Annotated in this window: 13 protein-coding genes and 1 tRNA gene; 1 reads left to right on the top strand and 13 read right to left on the bottom strand. The window is 48.4% G+C overall.

Features of this window, described 5'->3' with window-relative positions:
- Positions 1-10 precede the first annotated feature (10 nt).
- From L7H18_05785 to rsmA, 5 genes are read right to left on the bottom strand one after another with little or no spacing between them, the layout of a single operon-like run.
- Positions 11-970, bottom strand: coding sequence for a pilin (locus L7H18_05785; protein ID UMX47911.1), 960 nt, complete (start codon positions 968-970; stop codon positions 11-13).
- Positions 971-988: 18 nt separating this feature from the next.
- Positions 989-1,717: a hypothetical protein gene (locus L7H18_05780; protein ID UMX47910.1), complete on the bottom strand. Its 729-nt coding sequence runs from the start codon at positions 1,715-1,717 to the stop codon at positions 989-991.
- Positions 1,718-1,729: 12 nt separating this feature from the next.
- Complete coding sequence (locus L7H18_05775; protein ID UMX47909.1) at positions 1,730-4,096, bottom strand: pilin; 2,367 nt, start codon at positions 4,094-4,096, stop codon at positions 1,730-1,732.
- Positions 4,097-4,117: 21 nt separating this feature from the next.
- Entirely contained in the window at positions 4,118-6,877 is a 2,760-nt protein-coding gene (locus tag L7H18_05770; protein ID UMX47908.1) for a pilin, read from the bottom strand.
- Positions 6,878-6,894: 17 nt separating this feature from the next.
- On the bottom strand, positions 6,895-7,725 hold the full coding sequence (rsmA, locus tag L7H18_05765) for a 16S rRNA (adenine(1518)-N(6)/adenine(1519)-N(6))-dimethyltransferase RsmA (protein UMX47907.1): 831 nt from the start codon (positions 7,723-7,725) through the stop codon (positions 6,895-6,897).
- Between the two features lie 194 nt (positions 7,726-7,919).
- On the opposite strand from rsmA, the gene L7H18_05760 reads away from it, so the two are divergent.
- Positions 7,920-8,987 (top strand): LysM peptidoglycan-binding domain-containing M23 family metallopeptidase, encoded by a 1,068-nt coding sequence (locus tag L7H18_05760; GenBank protein ID UMX47906.1) that lies wholly within the window; start codon positions 7,920-7,922, stop codon positions 8,985-8,987.
- A 52-nt stretch (positions 8,988-9,039) separates the two neighbouring features.
- Here L7H18_05760 and L7H18_05755 read toward each other — a convergent pair whose 3' ends face one another.
- The 8 genes from L7H18_05755 to L7H18_05720 all read right to left on the bottom strand — a co-directional run bounded on the left by L7H18_05755 (position 9,040) and on the right by L7H18_05720 (position 18,086).
- Positions 9,040-10,563, bottom strand: coding sequence for a YifB family Mg chelatase-like AAA ATPase (locus L7H18_05755; GenBank protein UMX47905.1), 1,524 nt, complete (start codon positions 10,561-10,563; stop codon positions 9,040-9,042).
- A gap of 10 nt (positions 10,564-10,573) precedes the next feature.
- Complete coding sequence (locus tag L7H18_05750; protein UMX47904.1) at positions 10,574-12,154, bottom strand: hypothetical protein; 1,581 nt, start codon at positions 12,152-12,154, stop codon at positions 10,574-10,576.
- Between the two features lie 6 nt (positions 12,155-12,160).
- Positions 12,161-14,302 carry a hypothetical protein gene (locus L7H18_05745; protein UMX47903.1) on the bottom strand — a complete coding sequence of 714 codons (2,142 nt, stop codon included), beginning with the start codon at positions 14,300-14,302 and terminating at the stop codon, positions 12,161-12,163.
- A 159-nt stretch (positions 14,303-14,461) separates the two neighbouring features.
- On the bottom strand, positions 14,462-16,576 hold the full coding sequence (locus L7H18_05740; protein ID UMX48459.1) for a polyribonucleotide nucleotidyltransferase: 2,115 nt from the start codon (positions 16,574-16,576) through the stop codon (positions 14,462-14,464).
- A gap of 136 nt (positions 16,577-16,712) precedes the next feature.
- On the bottom strand, positions 16,713-17,216 hold the full coding sequence (locus tag L7H18_05735; protein UMX47902.1) for an NYN domain-containing protein: 504 nt from the start codon (positions 17,214-17,216) through the stop codon (positions 16,713-16,715).
- Positions 17,217-17,271: 55 nt separating this feature from the next.
- On the bottom strand, positions 17,272-17,538 hold the full coding sequence (rpsO, locus tag L7H18_05730; GenBank protein UMX47901.1) for a 30S ribosomal protein S15: 267 nt from the start codon (positions 17,536-17,538) through the stop codon (positions 17,272-17,274).
- 58 nt (positions 17,539-17,596) lie between these two features.
- A tRNA-Lys gene (locus L7H18_05725) sits at positions 17,597-17,668 on the bottom strand.
- 7 nt (positions 17,669-17,675) lie between these two features.
- Positions 17,676-18,086: a pilin gene (locus tag L7H18_05720; GenBank protein ID UMX47900.1), complete on the bottom strand. Its 411-nt coding sequence runs from the start codon at positions 18,084-18,086 to the stop codon at positions 17,676-17,678.
- Positions 18,087-18,093: the final 7 nt, after the last annotated feature.

Here is an 18,093-nt window from a genome sequence, read left to right as displayed (position 1 = left end):
TGAGCATATCTTATTGTTTGATGAGCATAACGCAAACCGTGGCTTTGGCGTTTACATATGTTTTGAGCGATTCGTTGTTCGTCGCGACATAAATATCGGTATTTTCGCATTCTTTGGTTATCCCGCCGCCGGTGTTCGTGCTTGATTTGGTAAATAATTGCAGGCCGCATTTGCAAACCGGATTTTTGGTATCTCGCAGAGACTCGTCGTCGGATGTCGGGTCGTAACACGGCGCGCCCGCGCCGTTCGATTCGCTGTAGAATACCACCGACCCGATTTGTTTTTTAGGATCAATCGTATGTTCGTTGTCGAAATCATTGATTGAATAATCGCCGCCCGATTCATAGATAATTTTTGCGGATTTGCATTCCGCTTTATTCCATCTCGGCCAGCAATAACCGGCCTTGTTGGCGGCGGGATCATATCCGATGCAGGTATAATATTCGTCTTTGCAATTTTTGATCTGATCGCCGTCTTTGTCTTTGCAGCAATCGGGGGCGGGTTCTTTTTCCGCGCTTTTGCAGGTGGTGGCTTGAGAAGAAAAATTTTCCTGGAATGGAGTGATTTTTATTGAGTTTAGATTTATCCCGATCAGCGATAAAATTGCGTAAGAGGAAAGGAGGATCACCAAGCCGATGACCGCGTCGCGGATGCGGTTGAAGGCATCCTGCATTTTCGACGGGTTGCCGATGGAAGTGATGTATTCAAAACCGGCGATTATCAGCGCGATAAAAACCGCCAGACCTCCCAGCCCCACTCCCCATTCGTAGATATATTTAATGCCAAGCGCTACCGTCGGGTTGGTTTCTTTGGCGATGTCGGTGCCCATGGGCGATGCCGGCCATTGCGCTTGGAATTTGAAAGTGGTGGTGGCGCTATCGGCCGCGTTGGCCGCGAACGCGAAGCCGATAACCGCAAAAAATAAAATTGCCAAAACAATGCCGCCGGTTCTGTTTGAAAAAAATTTCATAATTATCGATAATAATTTTTACGGTTTGGATTCGATCGTTTCTTCCGTGCCGGTCGCGATCGTGCCGGTCGCGTTTTGTTCGGAAACACTGATTGATATCGAGTTAAATAAAGATTGGGCGGCGGTTTGGATGTTGGGCCAATTTTTGTCCGTGGTGATCGCCGCGATAATATAGAAGCCGTTTTCCTTTTTGACCAGCGCGGCCGTCGATTGCCACTTGTTGAAGCCGTTCATCGCATCGGCGCATTCATAGCCGGCGTTGATTATTTCAAATATCGCGGGATTGGTTGAGCTGGCATTTTGGACACTGGCGGCGCATTGTTGCCGGCCGAGGGACTGTTTTATTTGTTCGGCGATGTCTTCGGTGGTGGTGCCGTTGGTTTCCGACGCCAGTATATATGAAGGTTGAAGATCGGGAATTGAAATTTGATAGGCAAACAGCAGGATGTTATTTAATTTTAGCTTGGCCAGGGTTTCTTGTCCAAACAAAGTCTCGCCGCCGGAAAATGCCGACGGATATTTGAGGGTTAAGTTTCCGTCCGGGCTGGTGAAATCAACATAGGGTTCTTTTGCCGCTTCAGGGTCTTTTTGGTAAGGGTTTTTTAAATAAACCGATTTGTCGAATTCCGGGAATTGTAAATTATTGCCGCCGATGTTTAATCTGCCGCCGGAAAACTGCCAGTAAACAGACATTGCCAAAGCGGCGATTGAAAACAAAACTATGATTAGCGGCGCGGGTAGTTTCATAAGAGCGAAGATTTACAGAATTTTGAACCATAATCCCGGGAAGCCGGCTATTTGCAGGATAAAGCCGGTGATAATCCACGCGAAAATCAACAGCGCGTAGCCGATGCCGATGTATTTCCACCATATTTTGATTTTATCCAAAAGCTCGGGCGTGCCGAAAGGCGAATAGAAAAGCAGGCCGGTGGCCAGCGCCAATATCGGCAGGAGCCAGATCGACAGTTTGAACAGCGCGAAATCAATGATGATTTTTATCGACAAAAGAGTGTGCTTGGGTTGGCACGCTTCCCTTTCGTTCCATTGGGTGTCCGGGTCGTCATAGGCGGTGCCGCAAACCGCGAATGAGGATTTGTTTGCCGGAATATGCTGGTCCAGCGTGAACTTCAACTCGCTTTTCGGTCCCCCGCTTTTGCAAGCCGCGTCCACGCAGGGCTGGACGATCAGATGATATTCTCCCAAACAATTCAATTGCACCGTGTCGGAAACGCGGGGAATAGTTTTCTCAATCGGTTCTTGGATGCATTCTTGTTTTTCCTTTGATATGGCTAGAGATAAAATATAATGATAGGCGGACGCGCCGGTTACCGCGTCCCATGAAATATTTTGCGCCGGCTGATCGGCGTATATCGTTGATTCCATGGCGGGTTTTATATTGGCCGCGGCGGTTAGCGTCGGCGCGGCGAAAGTTTTTTCCTGGCTCCATTCGCCGCATACTTTTCCGTCCGCGTGGGCGCAAGTTTGCACTTTCCAAGAGTAGCTTTGCGACTGGTCGATATCGGGATAGCCCACAGTGTGTTTGGGGTTTTTTAACAGATCGGAATCGTTTAAAATTTTTATCGTGCCGGCCGTGCCGGTTTTGCCGATGCTGAAATTATAGGATTTCGCGCCCGGAACCGCTTCCCATGAAAAAGTTGCCGGAATCCCGGTTGTTACCGCCAGCGAATCGTTTTTTGCCGGCCGGCCCGTGGTGCGGAAGACAAACCAATCCGACCAGCCGTCGCAATCCGTGGAATCGAATTTGGCGCACGCTTTGGCGCGCCATTTATATTGGGTGTCGGGCTTTAAATTGTCGGCATCGAACAAAAGTTTTTCCGCCGCGCCGGAATTATTGTTCGGGACAATCGGATCGCCGGTTTTTTGGTCTCCGTCAAGGAAAGATGTTTGGTACACAAACGAATTGGCGCCGTCGGGTATCGTCCATGACATGCTCAACGGCAGCGCCGCCAAGTCGTTGTCTTGAACGCTGTTTTTTGGAGTAACCGCTTCCGGAATTCCAATCGGATCGTTTTTGGTGGAAAATTTCCAAGTTTGTCCGTAATCGCTGCAGTTGGCGGCAGTATCGTCAAAGCAGGTTTTCATTTTCCACGCGTAGGTGCGGTTGCGCGTGAAAAGCGCGTGATCCTGGCGGCCTTGCACCGGAAAAATATTTTTTACCACATTGTCGTGGTCGGTGATATATCTGACTTCGCCTTCGTTGGAATCGGCTAAAATATCGTCATCCCGGCATTGGCCGTTGGAAACCATTAAAGGATGGCAATTCAGGGTATTGGAGCCTTTTTCATCCGAAGTCACCATCAGCCGGTAAGATTTCGCGAATTGGCCGGACTCCGGCAACGGTACGCGGCACCATTTTATCTGGTATCCTTTGAACGGTATTCCGGTAGCTTTGTTTTGGCCGTTCCAATCCGGGTCCTTGGCGATTATCGGTTCCGGAGCGTAGCTGGTGGTAAATTCCCACCATTCGGCTTGTTCGGCGGGCATGCAATATGATCCGTCTTCGCCGCAACAGGGCCGTACGCGCCACTTTATCTTGCGGCCGGAATTGAAAAAACAGGGGTAGAACTGGTCGGTTGGGTTAAATTCCGTGGTTTTCAATATCTGGCGGAAAATTCCGCCGTCGCTTTGGGATTCGTTTAATTCGTGGTTGGCGTTGTCGATTTCCAGAAGATAGGAGCGCGCGCCGAAGATTTTGGAAGTTACGGTTTCTTGACCGTTTAATCCGAGTCCGGACCAGACATATTCGCCGGCTTCGTTCATCCAAGCTTCCACGGGGTCCCAAGCCAGAACCACGGGCAAAGTTATGGCGTTGACATCGGTCTGCCGGGTTTTGGCGACCGGATCGTCGTAGTAGTAATGATCCGGAGGCATAGTCAAGCAGGTGTTGGCGCAAATGCAGGTGGCGACCTCAATGGTTTCCACCGATGTTTGGGAGCCTCTTTGGTAGTTTTTGCATATTATGCTCGCCGGGCCGTTAATGGTGGCGCCGCAACTTTGATCGAAATTAAAAACAGTGGTGGTCGCGTTTTCGGCGCGGCAAAAAAGCGGGGTTGCCAGCGCGAAAAATAAAAACAATGCCGCGAATCCGAAATTTTTGTATGTCATTAAATTCATTATAAATTTTTTTTATAATATTTTCCACCAATCGCCTTCGAATCCGGCGGCCGCCATGATCCATGAAACCAAAAGCCAAGCCATAAACAGTATCGCGTAACCGATGCCGATGCGGATCCATGCGTCCTTGATGTATTTGACGGTGTTGGGCCCTTCTTTGCCAAGGTAGAAAAACCCGCCGGTGATCAATGCCAATATCGGCAGGATCATAATTGACAATTTAAAGAGAAAGAAATCGATTATTATTTTTATCATCATAAAAATATGCTTGACTTCGCACTTTTCGGTTTCGTCCCAACTGGTTTTTGAATTGTTAAAAGTTTGGCCGCAGACCGCGACAGTGTCTTTTGATTCGGAAGTTTGCTTGACAACCAGAAACGAATCGGACAGGCGGTTATCGTCGCCTTTGTCGGAACAATCGGGGTTGACGCAGGGTTGGACCGTCCACTTATAGGTGCCGACGCAGGAGCCTTTGATGTTTGAAGGAATGCATCCGTTTGAAACGGAGCAGGAATTTTTATCGATAATTTTGTTAACAATCGGATTTTCCAAATCGCAGTCGGATTGTTCCACCGTCCCCTTTTCGTAGTTTATTGTCACTTGATAGTATTTTGTTTGCCCCGTCCATGAAAAACCGGCGTCGTTGAGCGAACCGTTGGTCCGGTTTTGATTTTCAAGCGTTGGAGTTTCGGGCCGCGCGGTTTTAAAATATTGCGATTGCCATCCGCCGCAATACTTGCCGTTTTCATCGGCGCAGGTTTGCACTTTCCATGTGTAGGGCTTGCTGTCGACGCCCACGGGCGGCAAAATGTTCGGATAGTCGGCTTGCGTTCCCGGCCGGTCCGAATCCGCCGATCCGAATTTCACGGTTTTGGCGGCTGCGGCAATTTCCGTTGTGCCGTCGAACAGTTTGAAATTATAGGATTTCGCGCCCGGCACTTTTTCCCATTTGAAATTTTGCGGGAAGGTTATCGTTGACGACAAATTCGGTTCCATTGAGCTTTGCAACGGCGGCCGGCCCGTGGTGCGGAATGAAAATTCCTCGGACCACTCGTCGCAATCCAAGCCGCCGCTTTTTTTTGTTGCGTCCGGATCGAATTGCGCGCAGGAGCGGACTTGCCATTTATATAAAGTGTCCAGCTTTAAGTTGGATTTTTCCAGGGTGAAAAGATTTTTTGAATTGTCGTCGAACTCGTTGTTGGGGATGCTGCTCCATGAAGTTTTCCCTTCTTCAAGCCCCGGTATTGTTGTTTTGTAGCGAAACGAATTGGCGCCCGACGGGATCGTCCAAGAAAGGCTGATCGGGAAACCAACCGGATCTTTTCCTTCGGGATCGTTTTTTGGCGAAATCGCTTCCGGGGACGAGATTGTTTCAAAAGGAGTTTTGACTTTCCATTCCTGGCTGTATTCCGGAGATGTCCCGTCGGCGCACTCGGCTTTAGCTTCGCCATTATCGCAAAAACACACTTTGGCGATGTCGTCGGTACAGCTTTGCAGTTTCCACGAATAGATGTGTTCCCGCGAAAAATAAGCCAAATCCTGGCGGCCTTGCGAGGGATACCATGTTTCCACGCTCCCGCGGTTGTTGAGAGGAGAATACCAGCTGTAGATATTTCCGCCAACCGGCTTGATTTCATACAGCCAGCCGCCATTGATGATCGAAAGCGAATGGGTTGACTGGCTGTCGGAAGAAGAATTCCCGGATATCCAGGAAATCCAATCCGTGATTTTTTTGCGGAGTTCCTCGGTGAAGGAATTTTGTTCGTCAGAGGTAACTTCGATTTTGTATGATTTGGCGTATTGTACCGGCCGACCGGCGATCTGGTATTCGGCCGGCAGTTTGGCCGCGCACCAGCGCAGAGGTTCTTTTGACGGAACAATGTCTTTAAAAGATTCGGCCGCCGCGCCATTTTTGCCGTTCCAATCCGGGTCCATCAACGAGCTGATTTTATTCGGCGGCACCGATGGTTCGGGCGCGGTGCTGGCGGTGAAGGTCCACCAATCCCGGGGCCAGTCTTTGCATCCGGTGCCGTTGGCGTTGCAGCAAGCGACCACTCGCCAATGATAGGTATCGGTGGAGTTGAAGAAACACGGTCCGGCGTCCTCAAGAGAATTGAAAGCGTTTTTATCCAGTATCGCGTAGAACGCTTGCTTGCCGTTATCCGCGATTTCGACTTGGCCGTTTTTTATGGTGGGAATGGTCAAATTGCCAATTCCGTTGGCGCTGTCATCTTGGATTTGGATGCGGTAGGAAATCGGGCCATAGCCATCGCCGGTGAAGGTTTTAACTTTTTCAAGGTGGTGGCAATCGTTATGGTGGCTGTCGTAAGTGCAGGCGTCGTACTGGCCGCGGTTGTCGCCAAAGCCGCGCACATTGTCCCATGCCAAAACCACCGGCAATTTTATGTTTTGCTTGTTGTTTTGGATTCCGGGAGTTTTTGGATCATTATAGTATTTGGGATTTATGACCTTGTCCAAACAATCTTTGTGGCAAATGCCGAAGATGGTGTCGGCTTCGGAAGTTTTTTTGTTCACGCATTGCTGCCATGCTTTGACGGTGAATTTTGTTGTGCGCACAAGGCGAGACCCGTTCTTATCATAAACAACATCTACATCTATCGCGTCTTCGTTGCATTGGGTGCCGTTGTCGCCGCCGCGTCCGCTTTCGCAATAATAGTTGATGTGGTCGGCGTTGGCCGTCCGTGGCGGGACAATAAAACAAAATAACGCCAACAAAACCGGCAAGAATGATTTTTTCGCAAAAGTTTTCATTTGGCGTTTGGTATTCACTATTTAGTATAATCCATCGGTCGGGTTTGCGTAAGCTTCACCCAGTCGGCGACCGTCAGAGTTTCGGCTCGCCGGTTGGAATCAATGCCGCCGCCGGCCAGCCACGCGGCGATTTTTTCTTTATTGAGTTTTAATTGTTTGGCCAGATTGTTTGCCAACTGTTTGCGCGGGTGGGAAAATCCGGCTTTTACGATTTTGAAAAATTGTTCGGTGAATTTTTTGCCGGTCCCTCCCCCTTCATATATATGCGTGCGCGGAATGACTTGCAGAATGGCGCAATCAACTTTGGGCACGGGCCAGAAATTTCCTTTGGAAATGTAATCAATAATTTTGGCCGCGGCGTAAAACTGCGTCGAAACCGCCAGCAAATTCATTTTGGGCGGCACGGCGCATATTCGTTGGGCGACTTCTTTTTGCACGATCACGGTCAGCGATAATGGCGGGTTGGCGCTTTCCAAGAACTTGCGGATCAGCGGCGCGGTTAAATAGAACGGCAAATTGGCCGCGATTTTATACGGAGAAGAAATTTCGGCTTCATTGAAGCGCAGCGCATTGCCGTTTGATATTTCGACATTGGGCGTTTTTAAAAACCTTTTTTCTAGGATTGCCATCATATCCGCGTCTTTTTCGATGGCGATTATTTTGTCGCCGCGTTTTGCCAGTTCGGCGGTTAAATTGCCGGTGCCGGGCCCGATTTCGAGAATCGTTTCTCCTTGTTTTATTCCGGCGGTTTTGACCAGCTTTTCGATCACTCCGATTTGCGTTAAAAAATTTTGCCCCAGGCCTTTTTTGGGAGTTATGGTTTGTTTTTTTTCGAGTTTTCGATGCATATTTTTTTCGGTGCCGCGCGGCTTTATTCTTTTTATACCCCGTCGGCTCGCCGCGGGGAATAAAAAGAATGAGGATTCCAAAGGAAACATCCTTTGGTTGATGGCGGGGTTAATACCCCGACATCAATGTATTTTTAATTTTAGCATAAAGGCATTGACATTTTAAGCCGTTTTTATACCATAATAGTTGTCAGATGAATATCAAACTTCAATTAAAAAATTTCGCCAAACTTCTTCTTATCGGAGCGGTTTTGTTTGTTGTTTGTTCGGCCGTGTCAAATTATGTTGTTAAATGCGTATCGGCGAAAACAAGCACTGTTTGCCAAGCGGATTTAGCCAAGGATATGGTTGCCCGGTCCGATAAACAAGCCAAGCCCGAATCGCCCAGCTATTTGATGGCGGGCGACGCTTGCGTTAAAGCGGCGGTGCCGCCGATTGTGGTAACCCCCAAGGTACTGGGGGCGATTGTTGGCGATGCCCAAGATTGCGAAATGAATGCGGATTCGCTCAAAACAATCGTTGAATATCAGACGGAACAAAACGATACGATATCGAGCTTGGCGGAGAAATTCAGCGTCAGTTCGGATACGATTCTCTGGGCAAACGATCTGGCGAAAGGGGCGGTTTTGAAGCCCGGGCGGCAGTTGATCATTCCGCCGGTCACCGGCGTTATCCATTATGTCGTTTCGGGTGACACAATGGCGAAAATTGCTTTGGAATATCAAGCCAAAATCGATGAAATAGTCGCTTTTAACGAGCTTGACGGAGAAAACGATGTGTTTATCGGCGATGTGATTATCGTGCCGAATGGTAAAATGCCCAAGCCGGTGATCGCGAAAAAACCTCTTTCTTCGTCCGGAGCCCAAAGTTCAAGCCATGGATTGCAAGATTCGGCGTTGGTATCGGGTAATTATTTTCTTTGTCCGGTGGGCGCGGCTTGCAAAAAGACGCAAGGGTTGCATTTTCGCAACGCGGTTGATTTAACCGGCGGTTATTGCGGCGCGCCGATATATGCCGCCGCATCGGGCACCGTGACGAAATCCAAAACCGGCTGGAATGGCGGCGCCGGAAACAATATTTCAATTTCTCATTTGGGCGGAACAATCATCACTCATTATTATCATTTGCAAACCCTTTCCGTTGTTCAGGGACAGGAAGTTAAAAAGGGCGATGTAATCGGCTTTATGGGGAAAACCGGGCAATCAACCGGATGCCACTTGCATTTTGAAGTCATTGGCGCGGCCAACCCATTCAACAAGTAATTTGTTCTCTGCGTTTTTAAACACGCAAAACACCCCGTTTGGCGGTGTTTTTTTAAACGGTTTCGATTGGCCGGTATGCCAAAGCTTCGGAAATATGATTGAATTTTATTTCTTCCGATCCGGCAAGATCGGCGATGGTGCGGCTGACTTTTAACACGCGGTGGTAGCCGCGCGCGGAAAGCTTGCCCGAATCGACCGCGGCTTTCAAAAGTTTTTCCGAGGATTGATCTATCCGGCAGTATTGTTTAACCTGGGAGATATTCATTTCCGCGTTGGTGTGTTCGTCGCCGAATCTTTCCCGCTGGATGTCGCGGCACAAGCAAACGCGTTCTCTTATCCGCCGGCTGGAGTTTTCCGGGTCGAATTCCGCGCTCGCGAGCTTTTCATACTTTACGGCGGGTACATTGATAAAAAGATCAATGCGATCCATCAACGGACCGGAGAGCTTTTTGCGGTACATCGCGATTTGGGAGCTTGAGCAGACGCATCGTTTTTCCGGGTTGCCAAAATTGCCGCATGGGCAAGGGTTTGACGCGAGCACGAGAGTGAATCTTGCCGGCAAAGACAATGCGTGTCGGGCGCGCAGGACATTGATTGCCCCCTCCTCTATCGGTTGGCGCAACGCTTCAAGCGTGTCGCGGTGGAATTCCGGAAATTCATCCAAAAAAAGTATTCCTCGATGAGCGAGGGTAATTTCACCCGGGCGCGGCGGATTGCCGCCGCCGATAAGCGCGGCATCGGAAGTCGTATGGTGGGGCGCTCGGAACGGGCGGTTTATGGCCAGCGGCGAATCGGCGGATAATAATCCGCAAATGCTGTATATTTTGGTAACTTCAAGCGATTCATCAAAGGATAGCGGCGGGAGTATCGTGGGCAGAGCTTTTGCCAGCAGAGTTTTTCCGGTTCCCGGCGGCCCCCACATCGAAAGATTGTGCCCGCCGCCGGCAACGATTTCAAGGGCGCGCTTTGAAGATTCCTGACCCGAGATGAGCCCTAAATCATTTTCAAATTTTTTCTCCCCGTCCGCGGCTTTTACTTTCGCCGCCGGGTCGATCGCGATCCGGCCTTCCAGATAAGCGATCGTTTGTTCCAGCGTTTCAACTCCGATTACCCGTAGCCCGTCAATGAGACTGGCTTCTTTGGAATTTTCTTTGGGAAGAATAATTTCCTTTATTCCTTTCTGGCGGCAGGCGATTGCGAAACAAATCGTGCCTTTGGCCGGACGCAATCTTCCGTCCAAGGCCAGTTCGCCGAGAAAAATTTTTCCTGCCGGATCAAATTTAATTTTTTCGCTTGCGGCAAGATATCCCAAAGCAATGGGAAGATCATACAGAGAGCCCTCTTTTTTCAGATCGGCGGGCGCCAAAGAAACCAGGACTTTGACCGGAAGATGGTGCGGCGATGTGAAGCCGGCGCTTTCGATTGCCGCGCCAACCCGTTCCCGGGCTTCCTGCACTGATTTGTCAGGCAGGCCGACAATATCGAATCTTCGCAATCCATACGAAGTTTCCACCTCCACTTCAATTATTTGGGCGTCCAGTCCGGCGATCGCCGCAGAAAATATTTTTGACGGCATAGACGGTTATCTATTTTGGCAATTGGTCGAAAGTTTTTTTCAGAGTATCGGCCGAAGTCGCGAAAACAAAATACTTATCGTTGTAAATCGCCCAATTGATTGAAAAGTTATCGGTTTCCGGCAGAAAAACCATTGATCGGTATTCGGTTCCGCCGGTTGAGTTTTCGGTTTTAAATCGAAGTTCTTTCTCCGGGTCTTGGGTTTTTCTGCCCAACAACTTGAATAGATTGTCGGTATCGGTTCGCAGGCTCCCCTCCCAGCCTTCCATTGCCGTTTTCAATGATTCGGTATTGCCGGCCGGGGCGACAAAACCCAGACGGTTCTTGCCGTTGTTTGAATAGATGAAAAGCGTGAAATCATCGCTTACGGACGAGTAGAATATTTCGGGCGCGCTAATTTTGTATATGTTAAAAAATTGTTTTAATCCAATCTTGGAGTTATTCTTTTTGTCCACGATGGAAACCTGATAGTAGCCGGTTGATCCGAGCGATGTTTGCAGATAGGGCGAAAGCAGATTCGGGACGCTTGCCAGATCTTCGGTATAGATAGGTATGGTGGAAACTGTCGCCATATAAGGCGATTCGCCGTTATTTTTTTTGTTGTTTTCGGCGGTTGGTTCGGCGGTGTCTATTTTTTTGCCGGTGGTTGTGGTGGTTGAGTTTTCCCCGGTTGTTTTTTTAATGATTGTCGGCGTATTGTTTTTGGTTAAAACAACGGCCAAAATAATCCCAATTATCCCAATCAGCGCCACGACAACAAGCACTCTTGCCAAAACTTTGTTTTTGCCGGTTGGTTTCAGTCGCTCGGGCATTGCCGGGGAGGCTTCCGGAGGTGCCGCGGTTGATGTCGCGCCTGCCGCGGGCGAGGATGATTTTTTGATTTGTTCCCATCGGCTTTCCAAAATACGGGCGCTGGGTCTTTCCGCTTCCGCGGTTGGGTCGTTTATTATCGGTTTTTTCACGGTTTCGCCGCCATTTGGAGCGTTTTCGTTATTTTTTTCAGGCGTTTTTTCTTGATTTTTCGGCGCGACAACTTCTCCTTTGGCGGGCGCGATGGGCAATGCGCGAATTTTTGTCGCGGGAGATGATTCAATCTGTTCGCGGTAAAAAGATGCGGTTTTCGATAAAGATTCTTCTATTTTTGAAGATTTTGTTTCGGGCGCGGTTTTTGTATTATCGACAGGCTCTGTTTTTCCCGCGATATCGCCCGGTTTTGCTCCCGGCTTCCAGATACTGTCTTCGGACGGGGAATCTTCGTGGTTTGAAACGATTTTTGCGGGGTTGCCGACGATGTTTTCCGCCGGTTTTTTTGAACTGGCGTCGGGAGGAACCGCGGGCGGTTTGCCGGGAATTTTTTCTTCGGTTTTGTTTTGTTTCGTTTGTTCTTTTTGAACTTTTTCGGTTTGTTTTTGGGCGGTTATTTCCGGCGTTGTTTGCCCGGGAGCGGTTTGAATGTCGCCAACGCTAACCATATCCGAATATTGCGGATATTTGGCCAGCATTTTTTCCCCCAATTCCGCATCCGGCATATCGCGGTATTGCGGATATTTGCGTTTAATGGCTTGTCCAAATTGATCAATTGTCATTGCCATATGTGTTTATCTTATGCCTAGAGGATCGTTTGGCGCGGAATTATCCGGCACCGGTTCTTCTATCGCGTTTCGCCCGGCTTGTTTTTCGGGAGAATTGTTTTCCGCGATTGGATTTTTCGGGACAAAATTGGCGGTATCCGGCGCGACAACGGGTTTTATTTCCGCCGGGTCGTCGGCGGGCGCCTCATTCGTTGATTTTGGCGCGACAACGGGTTTTATTTCCGCCGGAGCGCTAATTTTTTGAACCGTGGTTGCCGCGGGAATTTTTTCTTCAAGAACAGGGTCTGGCTTTTGGGGCCGGTCGTCGGTTTGAATTATGTCTTTTAAAAGTTCTTGATCGATTTTAATGTCGTTTTCTTTGAACAAATCGGAGATCGAATCGCGGATTTTTCCCACCGGCAGTCCTTCTTTTCCCAGAGCGGCTTCTTTGTTAAAAATTTTGCTTTGTATTTTATCTATTATCGCGCTGATCGCGTCAATTTCTCCTTGGATTGATTGCAGCCGGGTTTTCGCGTCTTTGGCTTTTTCATCGCTTTCCCATTTTGCCCGGGTGGTCGACTTTAAAACGCCGGTAACGCGCCATCGTTCCTGTTCGGCCGCTCTTTTTTGCACCGGATCGGCGGCTTGTTTTTCTTGTTGTTCGATCGCGTTCAGTTCGGCGTTGACAGAATTTTCTTTTTCGGCCAATTCTTCAAATCTGTTCATTGTGGAATTCTTTCTTTCGGTTGCTTCCTCAAGCAAAGGTAAGCGAGATTCTCTTTCTTCGATATTCCCGATCAATTCTTCTTCCAGTTTTCCTTTTTCGATCGCGAATCGGACCAGTTTTATTTGATTGTCCGTGTTTTTTATTTTTTGCCGAATCGCTTCCGCTTCTTCGTCTTTTTCTTTGATCAGGTTGTTTGTGGTTTCGGCTTCGGCAAGTATTTTATTGATGCGGTCTTCAATATTCCAGCGCTGTTTTTCGATTTCCTTGCGCCGATCTTCGATGGACCAAAGTTTTTGTTCGATTGTTTTTTTCTGTTGTGGCGATAATTTTTGGCTAAGTTTCGCTTTTTCATCCGTTCCCAATCTTTCGATTTCTTTTTCCCGTTCTTCCGCGATGGATAATTCTTTGTCTTTTATCGCCGAAACTTCGCTTCCAAGGTTGATTTTTTTTTGTTCAAGCGGTATTTTTTTCGCCGGGAAACTCGCCAATTCTTTTTCAAGGCCGTTTTTTTTGTCATTCAATTTCATAATCAATCTTTCAAACGCGCCATCCAAATTATTTGTTTCTTGACTGTTGTCGATTTTCGCCGCTTGTTTTTGCGTTTCTGTATCGCGCCGGAGAATTTCCTGTTCTTGCAGTTCTTTTTCTCTTTGCAAATTCTGTTCGCGCTCTAATTCCAAAGCCGCCAGCCGCCGCCGCTTTTCTTCCCGCGCTTTTTCTTTTTCTTCCCGCGCGCGCAAAGTCTCTTGCCGCATTTTTTCTTGGGCGATCCGTCTTTCTTCTTCGAGTTTTTTCTGTTTTTCTTCGCGCTTCGCTTTTTCTTCGGCCAGCCTTGCCGCTTCCCGCGCCTTTTTTTCTTCTTCGATCCGCAATCTTTCTTCTTCGGCTTTTCGCGCTTTCGCTTTTTCCTCTTCTTCGCGCTTCGCTTTTTCTTCGGCCAGCTTTGCCGCTTCCTCGCGTTTCCTTTTTTCTTCTTCAAGTTTTTCTTCTCCGTTGAGTATCTGTTCTTCTTCAGTTTTTTGCGTTCCGGTTGTTTCTTCCTCGCGCTTCGCTTTTTCTTCGGCCAGCTTTGCCGCTTCCCGTTTTTGCCGTTCAAGCTGTATTTTTATATTTTTCAAATCTTCAATCTGGCGGAGTTTTTTTTCTTCGTCGTTTTTTCTATCTTCTTGTTCATCGTTTCCGTCATCATTGTTTTCTTTTTGTTGGGGAACCTGTTGGACGGCCAAAGTTGCTTTTGGCGGTGTCGGGGCGGTTGTTGTTTTTACCGTTTTCCATTGTTCCGCCGCCGTATTTTTTATGCCGGTTGAAATGCCAAAAGCTTCGTTCAGTTTTTGGTTCAAATCGGCGATTTCCGGCGATTCCATCGCGGGTTGTGCCGGGATGTTCCCGCCAGCCAGATCTCCGGCCATTGTTTTGATCGCGTTGTCTTTTAATTTCAGCATGTTTTAAATTGCGGCGGATAGATGTCTCACCGCCGCGTTTCGCGCTTGGGCGTTTTTATTTTCCTTGTCATTATTTTAGCATATGCAAATTTTGCGCGAAAGTGTTTTTGCGGCGCGACAAAAAAACGGAGAGTGATTTCCGTTTTTTTGTTCTTGACGCTAATTTCTTTTCGCGTCTTTTAACGACAGGTTGATTCGCCCATGGTCGTCGATTTCGACGACTTTCACCGATATCATATCGCCGATGTTCACCACATCTTCAACTTTATTGACGCGATGATCGGCCAGTTTTGAGATATGCACCATTCCTTCCTGGCCCGGCAATATTTCCACGAACGCGCCAAAGTTCATTATGCGTTTTACCACGCCTTGAAATATCTCCCCCACCTTGACTTCGCGGGTGATGTTCTGTATCCATTCCGTGGCTTTTTGCCCGGCCTCCGGCTTTTCCGCGGTAATGAAAACCGTTCCATCGTCTTCAATATCAATCTGAACGCCGGTTTCGGCGATAATTTCATTGATCATTTTACCGCCCGGTCCGATGACTTCGCGAATTTTTTCAGGGTTGATATGGATAATAATGATACGCGGAGCATAAGGCGACAATTCCGGCCGCGGCGCGCTTAATGTGCCTTCGATCACATCCAGTATTTGGTAGCGCGCTTTTTTGCCCTGCTCCAGAATATCAGCCATCATCTTTTCGGTGATGCCGTCGATTTTAACATCCATTTGGATGGCATTGATGCCAAGCCGGGTGCCGGCCACTTTGAAATCCATATCGCCGTGGTGGTCTTCGGGACCTTGTATGTCGGTGAGAACTTTATAATTGTTCGCGCCTTTTGAAACCAAACCCATTGAGATGCCGGTCGCGGGCGCTTTGATCGGCACGCCGGCGTCCATCAGCGCCAGAGTCGCGGCCGATAAAGCGGCCATGGAAGTTGATCCGTTGGAAGAAACGATTTCGGATGTTACGCGGATGGTATAGGGGAAATCTTCCACCGAAGGAATCAGCGGCAGAAGAGTTTTTTCGGCCAGCATGCCATGCCCGATTTCGCGCCGTCCCGGCGCGCGCAAGAACCTCACTTCTCCGCAGGAATAAGGCGGGAAATTATAATGATGCAAAAATCGCTTTTTGCCGGTGATTTCCATCCCGTCAAGCAGCTGCTGGTCTCCGGGCGCACCCAAGGTGGCGCTGGAAAGGGCCTTGGTTTCGCCTCTTTGGAAAAGAGCGGAACCGTGAGTCCGCGGGATGACCGCTACTCGCGCGGAAAGCGGCCGTAATTGATTAAAAGTCCGTCCATCGGGCCGCAAGCCCGTGGTTAAAATAACTTCGTGCAAAACATTGTCGATTTCTTTTTCAAAGAAGGATTTGGCGAACTTGAGTCTTTCCATGTCTTCCGGGTAGGTTTTGGCGATGTATTCCTCGAGTTTGGTTTTGGCCGCGTCCATTGATTCCTGGCGCGCGTCTTTTTGTTTTTGGTAGAGAGCGTCCTTTAGATCGTTTCCAAGTTGGCCGCGCAATTCGTCTTCATAATCGGCTCCGAATGCCGGTTCCTTGAGCGCCATTTTGGGTTTGCCGATACTTTTGGCGATTTCGTTCTGGAAATCAATCAGCTGTTTGATGTAAGGTTTGGCGAACCGAAAAGCTTCCAAAACCATTTCTTCTTGAGCTTGGTCAAAACCGCCTTCGATCATATTGGCGACAATATCATTGTCGCGGATGATTCCCGCGAATACTACATCGATCGCGCTTTTCGCTCTTTGTTCGTAGGTTGGGTTAATGATATATTCGCCGTCAAGATAACCTACGCGCACCGAGGCCGCCGGGCCGTTCCATGGGATGTTCGAGATTGTCAGTGAGCAGGAAATGCCGAACATGCTAAGAATGTCGGGTTCGTTTTCCGCGTCCCACGACAAAACCGTGGCAATGGTTTGGACTTCGTTTTTCAGGCGGTCGTCAAAAAGAGGCCTTATCGAGCGGTCAATTTGGCGCGCGTTGCAAATCGCTTCGTCGGAAGGCCGAGTCTCTCTTTTGATGAATCTTGGCCCTTTGATTTTTCCGGCGGCGTAATATTTTTCTTCATAATCGACCATCAGCGGAAAAAATCCCATATCAGGTTTTTCTTTTTTTGCCATAACCGCGGTGGTCAGCACCATGGTGTCGCCATAGCGCACTACCGCCGAACCGTTGGCTTGTCCGGCCAAATCATTGACCTCGACCGACAGTTCTTTGCCCCCCAGCGTCAGGGAAAACTTGTTTTTTTCAGCGTCCATTTTCTTAAATGCCAAAATTGTAAATTCAAATGTCAAGAAAAGCTCTAAGCTCAAAGTTCAAAAGGAACGCGGCATTCTTTTTGACATTTGAAATTTGGGCTTGATTTGACATTTGAAATTCGAACTTTGGGATTGATTATTTTTTAAGCAAAAATCGTTCCGGCTCTTTTTCCATATCAATAAACGCATCGGCGATTTCTTTTAATTTTGACGATGCCGACCGGCCGAAAGCGATTATTTCCACCCGCTTGCCTTGGTTTTCCAGATATTCAACCAATTGTTGAAAGTCGCCGTCCCCCGAAGCCAATACGATCGTGTCCACCGAAGGTGAAATACGGATGGCGTCAACCGTAATGCCCACATCCCAGTCCGCTTTTTTCAGCCCGTCATAATATTCCTGCAAATCGCGGATTCGGGTTTCGATGCCAAGTTTTATCAACGCGTCGAAAAATGGTTTTTCCTCGCCGGTTTTTGTGCGCACCACATAAGCAAACGCGCGGATCAGGCTTCGGCGTCCGACCGCGGTTTTTAAAATCTCGTTGAAATTGACGCGCGCCTGATAAAGGTTGCGCGCCGAATAATACAGATTTTGCACATCAATTAACACCGCGATGCGCTGGGCGTTTGGTTGCAATATCATGATAGTCGCGAGTCGCTGAAAATAGCAGACAACCCCCGCCAAGGCGGGGGAAGTTTTACTTTTTCAGACCTAATTGCTTCAGGGTTTGCGCGTATTGGGTAACATTGATGTCGCGCAAATAATTAAGAAACTTGCGGCGTTTGGATACCATTTTCAAGAGCCCTCTCTTGGAATGGATATCTTTGCCGTGTTTTTTCAAATGTTTCTGCAAGCGGTCGATTTCTTCGCTTAACAGCGCGATTTGTACGCGGGGAGACCCGGTGTCCTCTTCGTGTAATTTATACTTATCGATCAGTTTCGCTTTTTCTTCGGTGGTTAACATATTCTTTGTTTTATTTTCTGCGGAAAATATTTTATTTAAATTTTCAATTTGTTATGTGTGCCCCCAGCAGGATTCGAACCTGCAACGAACTGCTTAAGAGGCAGCTACTCTACCGTTGAGTCATGGGGGCGCAATCGTTATTCAATGGCATCAACCTTGCAATCAGGCGCCCAGTCAAGAGGGTTGTTCATTTGCACATATCCCATTGAATCCAATACCAGACCCACGACCGCGTAACTGGAAAACATAACAACCAGTCCGATGGCGACCGCCAGCATTATTCCTTTGGATTGTTTGGCCACATCGGTATTCCCTTGGTTGAGCATCATCCTGAACCCCGCCCAAGCGATTATCAATACGGCGACCAGCGGTATCAATCCTTTCAAAATTACATCGATTGCGGTATTGACCAAAGTGAAAAGATCGCAGATTCCGCACGATGGCTGATCCGGCCCGCCGCATTTCAACAATTTTTCATCTTCCGCGAAAGCGGTGAGCGGCAATATAAACATTCCCAAAAAAGCGATAAACCGCGCGTTTTTTTTCATTTGGAAA

It is taken from the genome of Candidatus Nealsonbacteria bacterium DGGOD1a (assembly GCA_022530585.1).
GTDB lineage: Bacteria > Patescibacteriota > Minisyncoccia > Minisyncoccales > UBA5738 > UBA5738.
The sequence above is the reverse complement of the archived record's forward strand: the minus strand, read 5'-3'. Positions and strand labels throughout refer to the sequence as shown.